The sequence below is a fragment of the bacterium genome (assembly GCA_013360215.1).
Classification (GTDB): domain Bacteria; phylum CLD3; class CLD3; order SB21; family SB21; genus JABWCP01.
This window is the reverse complement of the sequence record JABWCP010000005.1, coordinates 154,469-172,472: the sequence shown is the minus strand read 5'-3', so window position 1 is coordinate 172,472 and position 18,004 is coordinate 154,469. Positions and strand designations below refer to the sequence as shown.

Annotated in this window: 17 protein-coding genes; 10 read left to right on the top strand and 7 right to left on the bottom strand. The window is 45.5% G+C overall.

Going from position 1 to position 18,004, the window contains the following annotated elements; all coding sequences use genetic code 11:
* Window positions 1-2 precede the first annotated feature (2 nt).
* The 3 genes from HUU58_05300 to HUU58_05290 all read right to left on the bottom strand — a co-directional run bounded on the left by HUU58_05300 (window position 3) and on the right by HUU58_05290 (window position 5,102).
* On the bottom strand, window positions 3-2,000 hold the full coding sequence (locus tag HUU58_05300; protein NUN45080.1) for a hypothetical protein: 1,998 nt from the start codon (window positions 1,998-2,000) through the stop codon (window positions 3-5).
* A gap of 71 nt (window positions 2,001-2,071) precedes the next feature.
* Window positions 2,072-2,821: a phenylalanine 4-monooxygenase gene (locus HUU58_05295; GenBank protein ID NUN45079.1), complete on the bottom strand. Its 750-nt coding sequence runs from the start codon at window positions 2,819-2,821 to the stop codon at window positions 2,072-2,074.
* Window positions 2,822-3,044: 223 nt separating this feature from the next.
* A complete protein-coding gene (locus tag HUU58_05290; protein ID NUN45078.1) occupies window positions 3,045-5,102 on the bottom strand; it encodes an OPT/YSL family transporter in 2,058 nt (685 codons plus the stop codon).
* A gap of 219 nt (window positions 5,103-5,321) precedes the next feature.
* On the opposite strand from HUU58_05290, the gene HUU58_05285 reads away from it, so the two are divergent.
* The 6 genes from HUU58_05285 (at window position 5,322) to HUU58_05260 (ending at window position 10,019) form a co-directional block, all read left to right on the top strand.
* Window positions 5,322-5,819 carry a response regulator gene (locus HUU58_05285; protein NUN45077.1) on the top strand — a complete coding sequence of 166 codons (498 nt, stop codon included), beginning with the start codon at window positions 5,322-5,324 and terminating at the stop codon, window positions 5,817-5,819.
* Between the two features lie 21 nt (window positions 5,820-5,840).
* Complete coding sequence (locus HUU58_05280; protein NUN45076.1) at window positions 5,841-7,127, top strand: radical SAM protein; 1,287 nt, start codon at window positions 5,841-5,843, stop codon at window positions 7,125-7,127.
* Window positions 7,128-7,415: 288 nt separating this feature from the next.
* Window positions 7,416-8,294, top strand: a complete 879-nt coding sequence (locus HUU58_05275; protein NUN45075.1) for a sulfurtransferase — start codon at window positions 7,416-7,418, stop codon at window positions 8,292-8,294.
* Between the two features lie 3 nt (window positions 8,295-8,297).
* Window positions 8,298-8,810, top strand: a complete 513-nt coding sequence (locus HUU58_05270) for a YeeE/YedE family protein (protein NUN45074.1) — start codon at window positions 8,298-8,300, stop codon at window positions 8,808-8,810.
* Complete coding sequence (locus tag HUU58_05265) at window positions 8,807-9,394, top strand: YeeE/YedE family protein (protein NUN45073.1); 588 nt, start codon at window positions 8,807-8,809, stop codon at window positions 9,392-9,394. Before HUU58_05270 ends, HUU58_05265 begins: the two co-directional genes overlap by 4 nt.
* A gap of 4 nt (window positions 9,395-9,398) precedes the next feature.
* Window positions 9,399-10,019 carry a hypothetical protein gene (locus HUU58_05260; protein ID NUN45072.1) on the top strand — a complete coding sequence of 207 codons (621 nt, stop codon included), beginning with the start codon at window positions 9,399-9,401 and terminating at the stop codon, window positions 10,017-10,019.
* Between the two features lie 2 nt (window positions 10,020-10,021).
* On the opposite strand, the gene HUU58_05255 is transcribed toward HUU58_05260, so the two are convergent.
* From HUU58_05255 to HUU58_05240, 4 genes are all read right to left on the bottom strand, one after another.
* On the bottom strand, window positions 10,022-10,216 hold the full coding sequence (locus tag HUU58_05255) for a hypothetical protein (GenBank protein NUN45071.1): 195 nt from the start codon (window positions 10,214-10,216) through the stop codon (window positions 10,022-10,024).
* Between the two features lie 77 nt (window positions 10,217-10,293).
* The gene (locus tag HUU58_05250; protein NUN45070.1) at window positions 10,294-11,433 is read right to left on the bottom strand and encodes a DUF4932 domain-containing protein; all 1,140 of its coding nucleotides are present in this window, start codon (window positions 11,431-11,433) and stop codon (window positions 10,294-10,296) included.
* 38 nt (window positions 11,434-11,471) lie between these two features.
* Window positions 11,472-14,093 (bottom strand): HEAT repeat domain-containing protein, encoded by a 2,622-nt coding sequence (locus HUU58_05245; protein ID NUN45069.1) that lies wholly within the window; start codon window positions 14,091-14,093, stop codon window positions 11,472-11,474.
* Window positions 14,094-14,106: 13 nt separating this feature from the next.
* On the bottom strand, window positions 14,107-14,694 hold the full coding sequence (locus HUU58_05240; GenBank protein NUN45068.1) for a DJ-1/PfpI family protein: 588 nt from the start codon (window positions 14,692-14,694) through the stop codon (window positions 14,107-14,109).
* Window positions 14,695-14,967: 273 nt separating this feature from the next.
* Here HUU58_05240 and HUU58_05235 point away from each other — a divergent pair, with 273 nt between their 5' ends.
* The 4 genes from HUU58_05235 to HUU58_05220 all read left to right on the top strand — a co-directional run bounded on the left by HUU58_05235 (window position 14,968) and on the right by HUU58_05220 (window position 17,788).
* Window positions 14,968-15,891 (top strand): DJ-1/PfpI family protein, encoded by a 924-nt coding sequence (locus tag HUU58_05235; GenBank protein ID NUN45067.1) that lies wholly within the window; start codon window positions 14,968-14,970, stop codon window positions 15,889-15,891.
* A gap of 103 nt (window positions 15,892-15,994) precedes the next feature.
* Entirely contained in the window at window positions 15,995-16,519 is a 525-nt protein-coding gene (locus tag HUU58_05230) for a GNAT family N-acetyltransferase (GenBank protein NUN45066.1), read from the top strand.
* On the top strand, window positions 16,516-16,965 hold the full coding sequence (locus HUU58_05225) for an EamA family transporter (protein NUN45065.1): 450 nt from the start codon (window positions 16,516-16,518) through the stop codon (window positions 16,963-16,965). Before HUU58_05230 ends, HUU58_05225 begins: the two co-directional genes overlap by 4 nt.
* Window positions 16,966-17,038: 73 nt before the next feature.
* The gene (locus HUU58_05220) at window positions 17,039-17,788 is read left to right on the top strand and encodes a hypothetical protein (GenBank protein ID NUN45064.1); all 750 of its coding nucleotides are present in this window, start codon (window positions 17,039-17,041) and stop codon (window positions 17,786-17,788) included.
* The last annotated feature ends 216 nt before the right edge of the window (window positions 17,789-18,004 follow it).

The following is an 18,004-nucleotide window of genomic DNA, read 5'->3' as shown; positions in this document are numbered from 1 at the left end:
GACTATTTGGATGCAACAAGTTTGGCCTGTTGGGCAAGTTCGTTTTTATACAGTCTTTCTACTTCGTCAATCAATCCGACAACTTTTGAGTCATGAAGATAAGTATTCAGGTCATCCTGCAAAACTTTGGCATCCATTTTCCCGCCGATCAGATTATCTCTGCGTGTACGTAAACCGACAATCACTTCATCTAAGCGATCTATGATATCTGTAGTGTTACTAAGCGTGATGGCGCTTTGTATCGTTTCCAAACGGAATAGCCGTTCAGTCAATGTCGTAAGAATATCGTGTTTGACACGCGACTCCACGGTGATCTGTTTGGCAGCCATCTCCGCATCTTTGCGAAGTTGAGCGATGGTCTGGATGATTTCGTCAAGAGAAACGGTTTTACTTTTGGCGTGATCTTGCATAGCGGCCAGATGCGCTGTGAGAAATACCACGCTGAGGCTTTTGATGGAAATTTCCTGAATACCGTTGATGAGCTGTTGCAAAGTTTCCATCATCTGGCGCTTGGTCATATCGTGATGCCCGGAGACCAAATACTCGCGCTCGATATAAATCTCCAGCATGATATTGAGCTCAAATGTATTGATGAGTTCCGGCCAGTATTTATCCGGTTCGGAAAGCGTCAACAGCAATCCCGGATTTTCGAAGATATGTTCTTCTACCAGGTCCGTGATGGCAAACTGACGGTGCATATCATGGCAATGGGAAATGCGAGTTTTGATAGACTCAAGATGTTTTTCCCGCGGGCCCTCGTAATCTTCGAGAAAAGCTTTGAGGCGCGCGTGTAAATAGGTGAGAATTAATTGATCCAATGTCACCCGCTCGCCTGTTTTTTCGTTGAGATCCACTAATTTGCGTAGTAACGAACGGAATGAAATAATTGTTTTGTGGAAAAAACGATTCTTGTGATCGGATTCACCGAGGATTTCAAAAAACGAAAAAATATCTCTTGTCATAATGCTCAGCGGGCCCATCTCGGTGGTGAGCAGTTTGATCTGATCTATGATGGCAAGAAGTTCTTCGACAGTATGACCTGTTTCTTCGGGATTATCAAGCCGGTAGGTGATCGAAATAACGGCTAAAGTCTGATCTTTGATCTCGCTGACATCGTCAAAAATGTGCCCGGCCTCTACATAGAGGTCGGCGATCTCCATATCGGAGCGTTTCAATTTATCATCACCGATATATTGCTCCAGCGCCAGCTTCACTTCGTAATCGTTCAGCAGTTTGATCCAAAAATCCCGTGTTTTGTTTTGGGTGTCTTCTACGGATGTAGTGCTGAAAAAGTAGCGTTCTAATTGCTGAACTAAAGCGAATTCACGGCGCATATTGTTACATAAAGCAAGGCGCGCGGCTATTTCGCTTATCGTTTCTTCGTCGTGCACATAGTCACTGATCGTAACTTGTAAAACCGAGTATAAGTATAATGTCACAATTTCTTTCAGTGACATCATACCACGCAAAGATTCTTGCCGAAAGGCATTTTCGGCAAGAAAATTAAGTTTGAAGATGCGGTCAATAATTTCCGTTACGGACACATCCATCTCACGAACAAGCTTCACAAAATGTTCGGCATCATCACCTTCAACACCGGCATCAACCAAGAACTCCAGTAATTCCGTGCGATCGTGTTCGATGTAGAGTTTGCCGTGAATGATTCTATTGAGTTCTTCCGTGGATCGGTTTTTTAATCCTTTGACGACATTACGGGCGGCTTTTTCATGCAGTCCTGCCGAAGTAAGCCACACCTGTAAATCGCATAAATCCAATAACTCAAGAAGCGCTTCGATTTTAAGATGACCTTTGCCTTGATTTTCGCGTTCGATCAAAGTCTGACTGAGCGTAGAGCGAAAATACCGTAATACATTGGGCGCAAGGCTGTCTATTTGGCGAATAAACGATTTAATAAAATCTTCGCTGGGACGATTGTTCATCTCCAGTCGAAGCATGTCCGCAATGCGTTCGATTTCGTTTGATTTATTGGCTGAATTCATCCGTAACCTTTTTTGAATGTGCTAAATTTAGCCATAAAAACGTGTTTTTCAATTGTTTTCAGTTTTATCGCTCAACAACTCCATGATAAAACCTGAAGTTGAATTTGTCTTTGCAAACGCAACAAAGTTTCTTCCATTTGATTCACGGATCGAAATAGCTGCTCAAAATCATTGATCAACACATACCGATCTTGAAAACGATCCTTTCGGAAAGGCATTTCAAATACGGTATGTAAATCGAACTCCACAACGGGCGGTTTGCCACTGAGACAATACAGCGTTTCGCCGATGGATGAAAGGATTCCTGCGCCGCAAATCTTGACGTTATCGGATTCACGTACCAAACCGAATTCGACCGTAAACCAATACATACGTACGAGGCGTTCAATAACAAAGGTGTTGTTGGGATAGGCTAAGGCAATGCGGCTCAATCCTTCCAAGAAACCGCAAAATTGTTTATCGGTTAGCATGGGGACGTGTCCGAATACATCATGAAACATATCCGGCTCCTCGATATACTGAAGTTGTTTTTTGGATCGCAACCATCCTGTAACGGGAAATGTTTTACGCGACAGCATTTCAAAAAAAATCGCATCCTCAACGATGCCGGGTACTACCGTGAGCGACCAACCGGTCATATCCCGAAGTTTTGCATTGATGGATTTCAAATGAGGAATGGCGTCCGGTTGAAAATCCAATGCGGTGAGTCCTTCCAAAAACGTTTGGCATGCCGTATGGTGCAGCAGTGACGATTGGCGTTCGAACAAAAGTCTCCAAACTTCGAGTTCTTCCGTTGTGTGGTTTTCATTTTCCAAAGTCATGGCGTTTTCCTTTCATTAAAGGGTGAAAATAAAAAACCCGTTTCCTTTGGGGAAACGGGTCGGTGATTTTAAAAATAAAAACTACCTTAATCGCATCTCCAAAGGCGGGGATCCGTTGCGATAAAAGTAATAATAAAACGATGTTTCAATATGTATAGGTGCTGTTTTCATGTCTCAAATAATAAGTAATGTTTTCTATAAAGTCAAAAACAGTTCACGGCACTTACTTTTTCATTGCAACCCGGTACAGTGTAATGCCCATGATAGCAAAACAGATAACACCGAAAATTTCATAACCGGCCTGGCCCAAAATACCGGAGAAAGCATGTTCCATATTGATGGATTTCATGAAGTCTTCGGCAAACACAGTTGCGATGGCAACGATGACGCCAAAGAGCGCACCGCCGGCAACAAGACCTGTCGCAAAGAGACTGCCTTTGCCAAGTTCCGCATCTTCTTCCGACTCGCCCTTACGTGAACGATTCCAATCGGCAATACCTTTGATGGCGCCACCGGCAAAAATAGGAAGCGTCGTCGAAAGAGGTAAGTATGCACCAACGGCAAACGATAACGACTTGACGCCGCAGAGTTCCATCGTCACCGCTACAAATGCGCCGACAAGAACAAACTGCCAATCAAGGTTAAATGATAACAAACCTTTGATCAAGGTAGCCATCAATGTTCCCTGGGGTGCCGGGTATTTTTCTGTGCCGATCGCATGCTGGATGCCTTGTGCGGCCATTTCGGAAGTCGGAGTATCAAGGATTTGCACCGTCCATCCGATCATCGCGGAGCTGGCAATCGCGCCGACAAAAAGTGCAATCTGCTGATACTTCGGTGTCGCGCCAACGATGTAACCGGTTTTAAGATCCTGGGATGTCGCACCGGCGTTAGCGGCTGCGATACAGATCATACCTCCGACGACAAGTGCCATCGGTTCATATAAACTGCCCGTCCAACCTACACCGATAAAAACTAAAGCTGTGCCCATGAGGGTGGCGATGGTCATACCGGAAATCGGATTGGATGACGAACCGATGATGCCGACGATACGGCTTGATACCGTTACGAAGAAAAAACCAAATACAATAATCAATAAACCTAACACAATTTTGCTGATGATCGAATCGCCCGGGATAATGGGGAGGATGGCGATAAGAACTATTAATCCGAGCGAACCGGCGATTACTGTTCCAAACGACAGATCACGTTCCGTACGACGCACGGATTCTTCGGATTGTTTGTTTTTCAGCGAGGCGACACTGCCTTTAAAAGAGCTTACGATCGTGGGAAGCGTTTTGATCAATGTAATAAATCCGCCTGCGGCGACAGCGCCGGCGCCGATCTGGCGCACATACGCACGATAGACGGCTGTAGCGGTACTGCCAAAAGTTTGCGTAGCAGGATCCCAGCCGCCCGGTCCGCCTGCGGTGAGGATATCCGGCAAATAACCGAGTTTGACAAGTTGTTCGGCTATCGTTGCGGCAGGAACCAGTGATGCTAACAGCGGTATCAAACCGAGCCATGCGAGCACACCGCCGGCTACAAGCACCCCGGCAATGCGCGGTCCGATGATATAGCCTACACCCATGTATTCCGGCGTGATTTCACCATTTACCGTGGCGGAAGGAAAAAATTTATTGGTTTGTTGTGTGACCCAAGCCGGTGTTTCGGCGATGAAGTGAAATACTTTCTGGAAGAATGCATAAATGAATGCAAAGCCAAGACCTTGATACGCCGTTTTGGAAAAGTCACCGCCTTTTTCGCCGGCAACCAAAACGGATGCGCAAGCGGTTCCTTCCGGATAAGGAAGTACGCCGTGTTCCTGTACGATCAACGGTCGGCGCAGCGGCACCATCATCAACGTTCCTAAAATACCGCCGAACATGGCTAATACAAAAATTGTCCAATAGTTGAAATAACTCGGTCCCATGCTTTCAGCGCTGAGAAAGAGAAATCCGGGCAACGTAAAAACCACACCGGCAGCGATGGATTCGCCTGCCGATCCACCGGTCTGAATGATGTTGTTTTCAAGAATCGTGGTTTTAAAAAGTTTGCGTCCCAATGAGATCGCCAGAACAGCGATAGGAATGGAAGCGGATACGGTGAGTCCTGCTTTGAGCGCAAGATAGACCGTTGCCGCGCCAAAGATGATACCGAAAAGCGCACCGAGGATCAGCGCTTTAGCCGTAAACTCCGGTACATTGTGTTCCGGTGCGATGTAAGGCGTGAATTGGTGCGAACCCGTCGTCGAAGAGCCCGCTTGAGCGTCATGTGCCATAGATTACCTTTTCCGTTAGTATAACGAAGATGTATAGAAAGTATTTTGAATGGTATATGGAAGTGCCAGCGACAGGCTGAAAAATCCGGAAAAAATATAGGTCGGCATCCCAATAAAGTCAAACCGTTTTTAGAGAAAATATTTTGATTTTGCGACGCTTTGATTGTATCTTTAAAACGGTTTTTATACTACCTATTTCTCATTATGACAGGAAACGGCATGTCCCAGCCGCTAACAAAACCGGTTTTGCTCATCGTAGATGATGAAGTCGAAATTTTAAAGGTTTTGCAAAAATCACTTGAAGACGATTATGACGTCTTAACGGCATCGCGTGCCAAAGCCGGTCTGGAGCTTTTGGACGAACGGGTATCCGTCGTTATTTCAGATCAACGTATGCCGGAAATGACCGGTTCAGAATTCTTGCGTCATGTCCGTGAGCGCCGTCCCGAAGTGGTTCGTATTATCATGTCCGGGTATTCCGATATGACGGCTTTGATTAATTCCGTAAACTACGGTGAGATTTTCAGATATCTCAATAAGCCTTGGGATCTCAACGAATTACTCAATACGATAGAGTTAGCTGTCAAACGGTATGACGAAAATCGCCGTCAGATAGAATTAGCCTCTGAAAATCAGCGCCTTGCCACTGAAAACCTCCGCCTTACCGAAGACCTTCGCGAAAAGACAACCGAAATTAACCGCCTGCGCGGAAAATAATTCCCCGAATTCCATTCTATCATGTTTAAAACCATACCTCATCTGCTGATCAGCGATGCGCAAGGGCGATTTAGCGACATTCCGCAGATTGCCATGGCTGGGCGCAGTGGAAACAATACGGTTCCTGTTACAGCCGATACATTGATCCCTCTGCCGGAAGGTTCGCAATTATATTTCTTACCTCAACGTAAAGCTATGGGGTACGATAGAAAAACCGGCGAACTCATAGTATTTGATGATGCGTATGCCGTCGCTGCATACATCCCGCCGTCATATACGCATTATCTCATGGCCGCCTACGAAACCATCACAGGAGCGCCCCGGCTTCCGCTTTTTTCTTTTACCGCAGTGGGTTATTATCGTGGTCGTTACTACGTACCTGCCGTGCATGTCGATGAAGATATCAAACAGTTGCCGACGTCTTTTGATGATAAAAAAGTGAAGCACGCTGTCGATGCGTGGATCGTTCGTCATCCTAATAATCGTTTATTGGCGCATCATGGTCATGCCTGCGCTATCGAATACGGTTGTCCTAACGCTAAAAATCTTTTTCTCGGACGTTGGGAGGCGCCGGTCGCCGTAGCCTCGGCGTGCAATGCCAATTGTGTCGGTTGCATTTCATTTCAACCGAAAGAATCCGTTCCATCACCGCAAAATCGCTTAGAGTTTGTTCCTACGGTCGAAGAAATCGTCGAATATGCCGTACCGCATTTGGAAAAGGCCGAACATGCCATTTTGAGTTTTGGTCAAGGATGCGAAGGCGAGCCGCTGTTACGCGGTAAATTGATCGAAGATTCCATACGGGCGATACGTCGACACACCAAGCGTGGTGTTATTCATATCAATACCAACGGCAGCAAACCGGATACGTTAGTGCGATTATTTGATGCGGGCCTCGACAGTGTCCGTGTGAGTATGAACTCGGCTCAGCCGGATCTTTATCATCGCTATTACAAACCCAACAACTATACGTTTGACGATGTAGTACGATCGCTGAAGGTCGCGCGCGATCATAAAAAATTTGCCTCAATCAATTATTTTGTTTTTCCGGGTATAACGGATTCCCAAGCGGAAATACGTGCGCTAATGGCTCTTATAGCCGATACAAAACTTCATCTGATTCAGTGGCGCAATTTCAATATTGATCCCGACTGGTATCTGAACGATGTCGTTGGCGAATATCGCTCCAAAGCGGCCGGTGTTCCTTCTTTGATGCGGCGTGTTCGCGAAAAATTTCCACATCTGCTTTTTGGGTATATGAATAAACCGGCCGAAGTGATTCGAGACGCCGTAGATCGCTCGGCTTAAGCAGGATGCACGAAGATACAAGTTTAGTTCACACCTTCATGATCGCGGACAACCGTCTGCCGAATGTTTTTACGATATATAAATAATAGCATAGTTATAAGCGTAGCGATTTTCAGTTTACATATTTAAATGCGCGATGGTTTGGCGTTGTTCTGAGTAGAGAGCGCATAGATTTGTCGGGTGTCACGCATTGTAAAAACATGAAACATAAACCAATTAAAACCGTAAAGACTTACGCAAGTCTATACCGTTCGTTTCCCTCTTAAATTTATAAAAGGTAATTTGTTTATGAAGAAGCTTCTTTGCTGTTTGATTCTTTTTTATCTGTCGGTCCCGTCCGCGGAAGGTTCAGAGCGTACATTGCCTTATTTTGTTTCAACCCAGTGGTTGGCCGATCATATCAATGATTCTGATCTAGTGATACTTCAAACCGCTTTTACACGAAAAGAGTACGCTGTAGGACATATTCCAGGGTCAAGATTTTTATGGTTTAACTGGCTCGCTATGGATACGCCGGATTTATCCACGGAAATGCCGGATAGCGTAACGGCTAAAAATGTATTGGAAAATCTGGGTATCTCTCAAAAATCAAAAATTGTCGTCGTGTTTACCAGAGGTAGTGTTACCACCACGACGCGGATGCTCGTCGCGCTTTCTTATTTTGGATTTGATGATCAGACAGCAGTTCTGGATGGTGGTCTTGATGTATGGAAAGCGGAAGGGCGTCCGATTACCAAGAATATACCGATCGTACAAAAAACAGCACTGGCGCTTAAACTCCATCCGGAAATCATCACTAATGCAGAATGGGTCAAGTCGCGTTTGTCGTCTGAAAAAGTTAAAATTATAGATGCGCGTTCTAAAAATTTTTACGCCGGCAATGGCGGCGGGATATTGCGAACCGGTCACATTGAAGGCGCCAGAAATATTCCCTTTTCCACATTGACGGATAGTACCAATAAAATTTTACCCGTCGCCAGTTTGCAAAAAATCATTGATGATGCAGGCGTCAAAAAAGGCGATACGGTTGTCACCTACTGTCATGTCGGGCAACAAGCTACTTTGGTATATACAGTTGCACGTATGTTAGGGTATGAAGCTTTATTATACGACGGATGTTTTGAAGACTGGAATGTACGTGATGAATCGTATCAGGTAAAAAAATAGACCATGAAACCGATGAAACCTTATATGAATCCCTATGTGGCGGGTGTTGGACTTGGGCTGGTTTTACTCTTGTCTTTTTTCATTGTGGGACGAGGTCTGGGTGCTTCCGGCGCATTGAGTTCTGTTTTAACTTCGACCGTAAATACGGTCGCACCGTCGCATATCCAGTCGAACGCTTTTTACAGTGAATATTACAATAACGGAAACCCTCTCAAAGACTGGTTAGTATTTGAGATGGCCGGTGTTCTGATCGGCGGTTTGTTATCCGGTTGGTTTTCGGGAAGATTAAAATTTAAAATCGAAAAATCCGAAAGCGTATCCACCCGCACGCGTTTTATTTTTGCTTTTGCCGGCGGAATTCTGATGGGTTTGGGTTCCAAGCTTGCTCGCGGATGCACGAGCGGTCAGGCTTTGACGGGAGGTGCATTGATGAGTGTAGGCAGTTGGATATTTATCGCTTCCGTGTTTATAACGGCGTATCTGGTCGCCAAATTTTTTAGAAGGCAATGGAAATGAACGCCCCTTTTTTGAAATTTGATATGATCGGTTTTGAACAATCGCTGATAATAGCGGTTTTCATCGGTATTGGATTTGGTTTTTTTCTTGAGCAAGCCGGTTTTGGGAGCGCCGTCAAACTAGCGCAGCAATTTTATCTAAATGATCTGTCTGTATTCAAAGTTATGTTTTCTGCGCTTGTAACAGCTATGTTGGGCTTGTTTTGGTTGAATAAACTGGATTTGCTGGATCTTTCGGCTATTCGTGTGCTTCCCACGTATATATATCCGCAGCTCGCCGGAGGCGTCGTTTTTGGTGTCGGATTTATTATGGGCGGATATTGTCCGGGTACGTGTTGTGTGGCTTCTGTTACCGGTCGAATGGATGGATGGATTCATTTTATCGGCATGATGACAGGAATTTTTATTTTTGCGGAGGCCTATCCCTATATCGAGAGTTGGTATTTTTCAACATCGCTGGGAGATATCACCTTGTTTCAGTTTTTTCAAATCCCGTACGGCACGGCTGTTTTTATCGTAGTTATGATGGCGTTATTAGGTTTTGTAGCCGCTGAACGTATTGAAAAATTACATGCAAAGGGTTGAGCGCGTGACGGTTAATCGTTTTTTATTTGCAGTCTGTTTTGTGTTCGGTCTTTTAGCGCTGCTTTCAGGCAATTCAGATCCCTATCATGACAAGATCAATGAAATAGCGGATCTTGTCGAGACAGAAAACGATCATGTTTTGTCCGATTCATTAGCTGTTTGGCTTATGAATGAAAAACCCATGCGTATCATTCATCTTGGTGATTCGTCATCATACTCCCGATATCACATTCCCGGCGCTGAGTTAAAGTCGCTTCCTGATCTGCTGCATTCTACCTTGAAAAAAAATGAATTGATAATTCTATATTCCGAAGGCGGCATTCATGCCGGGCAAGCATGGGTGCTACTCAAAGCTAAAAATTTTAAGAATGTGTATACGATGCACGGAGGATTATCAGCCTGGCGTTCGGAAATATTGTTTCCAAAGTTATTGCCTGATGCAAAAGATGCAGAGAAAAAACGTTTCGAAGAAAGAAGTAAGATAAGCCTCTATTTTGGCGGTCAGCCTACGGTGATCCGGGAACCTAAGCCCGAAGTGACGGTGAAGAAGCAAGAACCGCCCCGAAAAAAAATAGATGCTCCGCGATTTGAAAAAGAAGAAGAAAAAATCAGAGACGGTTGTTAAAACTATTTTCCGCCGCTGAGTACCCGAAACGGCAGCGTAAATAAGGCCCAGATAAACTTGAGTACACCCTCCACCGCCAATCCGGCAATTCGAAACGGCAGCAATATCAACCAAACAAACGGGTACATGATCAAGGCGACCAGGGCAAGCGGCCAGCACAGAATCAACAAAATACACCAGATAAAAAATGTAGCCATAGGTTTTTTATCTGGTGTATACGTGAAACATCATGCCGGGTTTCAATACCGAAACCTGTCGTACATCCGGTGACGGTTTATTGCCGATTAGGGGAGACGTATTTTCCGTCTCGCATGCGACCTGAGACCAACTCCAATAAACGACACACCTCCGGCATGATCGAATAAAAATCCGAATAACGATTTCGTTCTTTTTCGCAATTCTCCAGAAGACGGATCGTTTCCCTCATCCAATAAAATCCCCATTTTTCCTGCGCTGTGATTTCCTTTTCAAGAGAAATGAGTTCGGGATGGTGCCGGGTCAGATAGATGATCGATGTGGCGCGAACCAATGATTCGTAAACGAGATACCGCGGGTTATTATAAAAAGCATCTTTCATCAATGACCACAGATGCGGATCGGCCAAAATCAGCTCTGCCGGTTTTTGCCATTGGCTTTCGTACGCGTCCACGGCTTGATTTACAAACGCGTGGATGTATTCGTGTAAAATGGAGCGTATAATCTGCAGCGAATCCAGAGACGCAGGCAGACCCCAACGATCGAATGCCGTGCACGGAAACAGCGTAAAGGTTTGCCGCATTTCATGAGGAGCATTTACACGCAAATAGGCACCCTGACGCAATTGCAAACCAAGAATTGCGAAATACGCCTCCGATTCGGCCATGCCGAAATATTTCTGTAACCACGTTTTTTGTAAATGCATTATGCGATGGTTGATGCTCGCTTCGGCACGTGCGTAATAATCCCGTTCATCGTCAAAAAACCGGCGTGCATCGCTGTCATAATAAAATGCTCTGATCAATTCCATCCGCCGGGGTGTGAGCCAAGTGCGATTATCCCAAATATCGTCAACAAGCTGATCTGCTGTCGCCACCGGTGTCCAGTCCGCGGATGCACGTATATGAATCGCAATGGCGGGGATATCCCAATAACCAAATTCGATGTCGTGTTTTTTTACGCTGTCTAGGAGAAGCCGGATATCTTCGATCAAAGGATGGTTCTTGTACTTTTGAAAATGCGCATCTATCCGCTGCGTGTAGGCCGAGTTTAACGTGTCTATTACTTCCGGATAATCCGCCAAGCGAAAAGCAATACAAAGTAATTCAACTCGCGGATCTACGCGCAACATCAATTCATTGGCGGGTGTTTGAGAAAGCACCTTTTCACCCAATCCGAATAAAGTTACCATATAAACAATACCAAAAAACCGATTCATCACCATCTCCTGCATGTGTGAGGATATTATCCCAATAATCATTTTTTCTTAAGCGCTTCCAAAAATTGATTTTCGTATTGCGTAACGGCCGTTATGGTATTGGCATCATTTTTAAATTTTGCTTTCAAAGCATCAAAAACTTCTTTGCCTCTGGGGTCCGCCAGTGTTGCGATGAGTAAAGCGTTATTAAGAATATCGTTGATATCGTTTTCCTCCATGGCTTTTTGGAAGCGATCTGCGATGATGGAATACGCTTTGTTTGAATGGCCAAGAGTGACCAATGTTTGTGCGGCTGCGATACGAAAGTCCCACACCGGAGTGACCAGTGTCCAGCGCGGCGCATAGCGATCGCTCAGCGCAGCGACCGCGATATCGGCTCCGCGCGCATCCCCCAATTCTCTCAAACCATTGAGCGCGCTGATCAGGCTTTGGTTTTTCCATGAAGGGCGACGGGTCAATTCACTCAAAGCGTCAAACGCTTTAGGGTGTTTGGTTTTACCCAAGGCGATGGCGGCTGCGTTTACGACGCGATCTTTAGGATCGCGGAGCAAATCAATAAAGAGCGAAGCATTCGACGGATCCCGGGTAGAGCCTAATAAGCTTATGGCTGCGGTTTTGCACCACATGCTGTCCCTGCGAATGACGGTAAGAAGTAAGCGACGCGTTTCATTATCAAGTACCGGTTTAGGGTTTGAAGGTGGCGCTATCAGTGATTGAAGTTGAAGTGTAGCCATGTAACGGAGTCGCCAATATGCCGTACCGCCGATCACAGTGCGAAAAGCAGCATAAATTTTTTGTTTATCGCGAAGCGATGTGCCGGAGTCGGAGGCCATCGCGGAAAGTCGGGTCATCGCATCCCGTCGGGCTAAAATATCACCGTCGCCGGTAAACTGATCAATCCACTCTGAAAATGTTTTTTCAAATGCCACCTCTTTGATCCACGTCCCTTCGTAATCAAAAATAACACGGCGCGGCGCACGTTCGCATGCCAAACGAAATACATTTTCCGATTGCGGTTTGATCCATATTGTTTCGATACGGTCATCTACGGCTATTTCCATCTTTCCCTGAAACCAGCGGTTCTGTGAAAACACCGACGCGGTTGTGTCCGGTGATTGGGTTTGACGAACTGTAAGCGTCAGGGTTTTTTCTCCGGGATGGTATTCTTTGGTTACAGTAAACACCGGGTGACCGGTTCGATACAGCCATTGATCAAAAAACCAATCCATCGGTTCACCGGTGACGGCTTCGACAGAGCGGCGCAAATCCTCCGTTTGAACGGGACGGCCGCCGTAAGTCAGTACATAGTGTTGCAGGATTTTTTTCCACGCGGTTTCGCCGACATGCTTGCGAAGCATATGCAAAACACTGGCGCCGTGAAGATAAGTGTGATTACCGTTCACCAGAGAAGCTTCAGCTGCGGTGCGTCGGGCAACTACAGGAAGCCGTGTACCGGATGCCCAATCGGAGAGGTACGTGTTATGTTGAAACGCCAATTGCCACAAGAGAAATTCGTCGCGACCATTTTTATATTCGTCGTACATACAAGACAAATACCGCGCAAAGGCCCGATTAAGCCAAATGTCTTCCCATGATGCAGCAGGAACGTAACTTCCAAACCATTGCATCGCCAGCGCTTCACCTTCCAGCATGTCCCATAAAAAAAGAAATTCCGTATGCGTCGGATGATCATCCACCATATTTTCAGTTAGTGTGGAGGCGGTTGCATTTTCCATGCCCCACGGTAAATCCTGAACAAAAACCTGAGCGTATTGCGAAAAGGGGTACGATTGTCCGGTAAGTTCGGAATAAAAACGCATCATATCGGGTAAACGTTCGACCGTGGCTACGGTAGCGTCGTACTCGTCGGGATAACTATAGTTGTCGATCACGACACCGTCGGTCATCTGGCGAAATATTGAATAACGACCAACGACAAAGGATGTACGATGATTGGCATACGGTGTATCCATTCGCCAATGAAATGTTCTGGTGCCGTCGGAATGATCTTCCGTACGCAGCAGAGTGCCGTTGGAGATGACTGTAAGCGGTGTGTCCACGCGCATCGAAAATGTGGTGGTACGTAAATCCGAAGGCGTATCATGGCCGGGAAACCAATAACGGTTGGAAGTGTATTCGGAAATGCTCCAGGCTTGTTTGCGGCGGCGGGGTTCTGAAAATGTGAGTTCAAAAAAACGAATACCTTTACCGTTGCTTCCCCAGAGATTGTTCGGATCACTATAGTTGACCCATCCGGTTTTGTAAAAAACATTCAAGGTCAGGATTTCACCTGCCCCATGAGTCCGATCAAGCTGTATTTGCAGAGCGCCATCACGATCACTGCCGTCGTACGTATAACGCAGAGGCGTCCCGTCGCCGGCTTCGACACGATGTATCGTCAGAAAAGCGCCGTCGAGTTCGATACGATCCGTGGCGGTACGCATTTGCAAAATGATAGTCGCATACCCTTCCACCGATTTTGTTTTCCAGTCCAGACGCAGATTCAAATCGACATGTTGCACATCTATTTTGTGAATGCGCGCCCAACGTTCCGGCGTGATGATCGTTGCACTATCCTGCGTGTGCAGTGGTTTCATCGTCGCAGGCCACATCAGGCATACAAAGCCAATCCATATTTTTTTAATTAATGGTCTGATCATACCAAACTCCGGTTTATGGTGTATAACGGTATTCCATATATTCAGCTGTTCGAACGGCGGTTTCTTTGCCGTGGCGCTGCTCAAGAATATGAAATGAAAGATCTATGCCTGCGGAAATGCCGCCCGACGTGTAAAGCCGTTCATCGGTTTGGACAAAGCGCCGATCGTTTTGCGGTTGTCCGGTGGGCACGATTTCTTTTAAGTGATCGTACACCTGATGGTGCGTGCAATAGGGTTTACGATCAAGCAAACCGAGCGCGCCAAAAATTCGTGCGGCGGAACAAATACTCAGAGTGTATTCGGTTGTACGATGGACACGTTGTAACCAATCGTGGTGCTCTTGATCGTGGAGTAACGCTCTCGTGCCTTGCCCGCCGGAGACGATCAGAATATCAATCGGAGGGTGATTTGAAAAATCATAATTGGGTGTGACGAGTAAACCGTTGACGGCGCGTACCGGTTTCATATGCCGGGCGACCGTAAATACATCATACAAGGAAAAATCATGCACTTCGGATGCAACGGCAAAAACTTCGAACGGTCCGGCGAAGTCCAATACTTCCGCATCATCAAAAATCAAAATGCCTACGTTTTTTTTCATAATACCTCGTGCGAAAATCGGTGACGTGTATACTTTTTTACAAAATACGGCTTATGAAAAAATTAGCATCGCCAATAAAAAGACATTTCTGGCCAATAATTTTTTGAAATAAATTAAGCTGGCTTATATTTTATTTTTTACGTCTATCTAATTTGATTTTATTGAGTTTATATTGCTGGGTAGATTAATACTGATTGGCCGAAAATGTCTGATTAATGGCGCACGGGTTAGCATAACCGGTGTTATCTTTAAACAAAGATCAAAGGACGTGTTATGGCATCTCAAAAAATTGTTTTTCTAATATTGCCGGAAGTTCATCTGTTGGATTTGGGTGGGCCTGAGCAGGTGTTTTTGGAAGCTATCGGTTACGGTGCACCGTTTGAAATCGAATACTGTACATATACCAAAGAATTGCGAAGTTCGGGCGGGCTCACGTTTGGTCATATCAAACATTTTAGCGAGGTGGCGATCAAACCGGAGGATTATATTTTTATACCCGGTCCGAATGTCCGATCCATTCACGATTACAAGTTTACTTCACAAACCGAGTTACTGGATTGGTTGCGGCGTTGCCATCGTGAAAATATCACGCTGTGCAGCGTGTGCTCCGGCGCATTTGCGCTGGCGTATGCAGGTTTATTGGATTACAAAAAATGTACGACGCATTTCAAGCGGACGGCTGAATTGAAACGTTATTTTCCAAAACTGGATGTACAGGAAAACGTGCTTTTTGTAGAAGACGGTAATATCATAACCAGTGCGGGGATTGCCTCCGGTATTGATATGGCGTTATATATTTTAGAACGCATACAGGGATCGCATTTTGCGCACAAAGTCGCCCGTGAAATGGTGATCTATACGCGGCGCACGGGTTCTCAGCCCCAAAAAAGTTCGTACCTTGATTACCGAAATCACATTCACTCCGGTATCCATAAAGTGCAGGATTATCTTTCGGAAAATATTCATAAAAAATCTTCCGTCGGTCATTTGGCCGAAATCGCGTGCATGAGTGAACGTAATTTTACACGCATTTTTAAAAAAGAAGCCGGGATCACCGTCAATGAGTACACGACACTCGTGCGTAAAGAAAAAATAAAATTGTTACTTAAAAACCCGGATTTGTCGCGGGTTCAGATTGCCCGTGCGGTGGGATTGAATAGCGATCGTCAGTTGAGCCGAATCATGCATTCGATCTGATCGGATAAGTACGAATGAAAAACGTTTGATATAAAACAAAAAACTGCGTCCAGTGAAAATAAACAATGAAATCACGACCCATATTTGAACTGAGGAAATGAGCATGGATATATCGGTTCGTAGAGCCACGATCGCCGATGCGACAGCGTTGGCACTTCTTGCGCGGGTTACATTTGAGGATGCTTTCGGTTACGTGTGGACCGATAAACCGGTACTGAAAGAATATCTCGACACAACTTTTTCTGTTCCCAAAATCACATCGAGTCTCAGCAAAACAAACAATAGCTTTTGGATCGCTCTGGCCGATGGTTTGCCGGTAGGTTACGCCAAAATGAAAAAAGTGTCGCCGTACAAATTACTGGAAGATACCAAACCCGCTCAACTGCAAAAAATATATATGCTGCGCAATTTTATCGGCCAGCGTATCGGAGAGCGGCTACAGAGTGCTTTATTTGACGAGGTGCGCTTGTTGGGTATTCGTACGCTTTGGCTCGCCGTCTGGGATGGTAATGACAAGGCCATTCGGTTTTACGAACGTCATGGTTTCCAAAAAACGACACGTTATGCGTATGATTTTCATTCAATGCATTTTGAGTATGAGGTTATGACCAAGCGGTTTGACGTATGAAGTGGTGGGCGGCTTCCGTGCCGTTTGGATTGGCGTTCGTCGCGGCGATAGGCAATGCCTTGGTCACCTATGCTCAAAAGAAAGCGACACCATTTGATCACCCGTTTTATTTTGGTGCTTTTTCATTGCTTCTCGCATCGCTCGGATTGTTTGGTATCGCAACATTTTTTTCTTCCGGTAAAATAATACCCTACGCCGTGGAAAATTTTGTCTGGTTTGCCGTTGCCGCAGCAGGTCTGATTTTACTCAATATTTTTTTGTACGTGCTGTACCGTCATTACGGAGCCGCCTATTATACGCTGTACGCTATACTGGCGATGGTCACTACATCCATCGGCCTTGCGGTGCTGGTTTTCAAAGAGTCTATGAATGTGTACTTCTGGTTATCGTTTTTGTTTGCCGCGTTGACCGTGGTGTGTTTTATCAAAGGAAAATCGGGGGGTTAATCTGCGCAAGAATCGGGTTGGAAAACGCAACGGCCGGTTATAAATTTTTCAAAAAAACAAAGGAGACATAAACGTGTTTTCAAATACGATCCGTGGTTTGTTGTTATGGTTTATTGTTTTGAATTGGAGTGCCGCGGTAAATGCGGGAGATGATTCATGCCGCACCAAAGGTTCGCTTCGTTTGCGGTTACATTCATCGGGATTTTTTCCGTATTCCGGGCGATTAATCAATCTTCATCCGTCGGGCGATATCGTCGGCACGTATGAAAAGCCGTTTATTTCCGCGTATGTTTTTCAGTCGTTAGACCTCCAAACGAGAAATTCGGATATCAATTATTTTCAAGCCGGTCTGTATCGTTGGTTTCATCTTAGCAATACATGGTCCGTGACTCCGTACGCGATCATCGAAATTCCGCAAAACGGGAAGTGGTTTAATTCGCCTTACGCCATCGGCGGTGCGTCGGTTTTATTTTCGCCGCACTCTTCGTGGCAGATAGAAAATACGACGCTGTGGGCTGATGGATTTAAAAAAGCGGATCGTGCGGACATCGTTCATCGTCTGCGTCTCACCTATGCACCGTCACACCGATGGGAATGGACCGGATTTGTGTGGGCTAATGCGGCGACTTTCGATCACCAAAGTTTTTATTCGGCCGCAGTGATGGGCAGTGTTTCACTTTTTTCCCAAAAGCATAATCCGGATATACGTTTGTCGGTTATGCTGTTTCAAATGCTCCGACGTGATCAGGGTGTCGGCGGAAAAAATCGCGGCATCCAATGTTCGCTGAGTATTCCGTGGTCGTACGGTTCCTCGGCTCGCTAAATGAAACATCGTATGCCTAGTGGTGTTTTTAGTTATTCACAGGTTTTGTTGTTTTCGCTATTCAGTAAATATTGCTAACGCTTGAATGCAAATTTTCCCTGATCTATATTTTTTTAAATCGTTACTTATTTTTTCTATTAGTCGCTTTGTAAGTTCTGGCAACGCTCTCTATGTCTCAGGAGCTATTGATCAGATTGTATTCCCGTTAGGGAATAA